1 protein-coding gene is annotated in these 847 nt (G+C 72.6%); it reads left to right on the forward strand.

All coding sequences use genetic code 11. The annotated features are described in order from the left end of the window. Positions 1-807 (forward strand): TauD/TfdA family dioxygenase (locus tag G3I40_RS44670; RefSeq protein WP_164560502.1); only part of this gene is annotated, 807 nt, incomplete at its 5' end. Between the last annotated feature and the right edge of the window lie 40 nt (positions 808-847).

The raw sequence follows: 847 nt of genomic DNA on the forward strand, positions 1-847 counted from the left end.
CACCTGGACACCGCCTCCCACGAGGCGTTCGGGCGGCTGCTCGGCACCCCGGTCGCGCACCCCACCGTGCCGTCCGCCGACGGGCGTTACTCGTTCCCGATCAACTCGGACTACGGCGGCCGCGCCAACCAGTGGCACAGCGACGTGACGTTCGTGCCCGCCTATCCGGCGTTCTCCATCCTGCACGCCCGCACGATCCCCCCGTACGGCGGCAACACGCTGTGGGCCAACACCGCGACGGCGTACGCGAACCTGCCCGCCCCGCTCCAGGAGCTCGCCGCGGGTCTGCGCGCGGTGCACTCCAACGACTACGACTACGCGGCGCTGCGCCCCGACGCGATACCGGAGCAGCTCCAGCGGTTCCGGGACGTGTTCGCCAAGATCAAGTTCGAGACCGAGCACCCCGTCGTCCGCGTCCACCCCGAGACCGGCGAACGCACCCTGCTCCTGGGCAACTTCGTGCAGAAGATCTCCGGTCTGACCGGCCGCGACTCCCGCGACCTCCTCGACCTGTTCCAGCGGCACATCGAGCGCCCGGAGAACACCGTCCGCTGGCAGTGGCGCGTCGGTGACGTGGCCCTCTGGGACAACCGCGCCACGCAGCACTACGGCGTGGACGACTCCGACGCCCACGAGCGCAAGCTGGCCCGGGTGACCATCGACGGCGACGTGCCGGTGGGCATCGACGGCCGCACCTCGACCCTGCTGTCCCCCGACTCCGTCCCCGAGCCGGAACACGGCATCGCGTCCGGCGCCTCGACGTCCGGCACCGACGCGCCCACGGTCGTCCCGGCGGCCGCGGGGTGATCCCGGCCGCCCCGGCCGCCCCAGTCGCCGCATAGCCCGC

Source organism: Streptomyces sp. SID14478, assembly GCF_010548525.1.
Classification (GTDB): domain Bacteria; phylum Actinomycetota; class Actinomycetes; order Streptomycetales; family Streptomycetaceae; genus Streptomyces.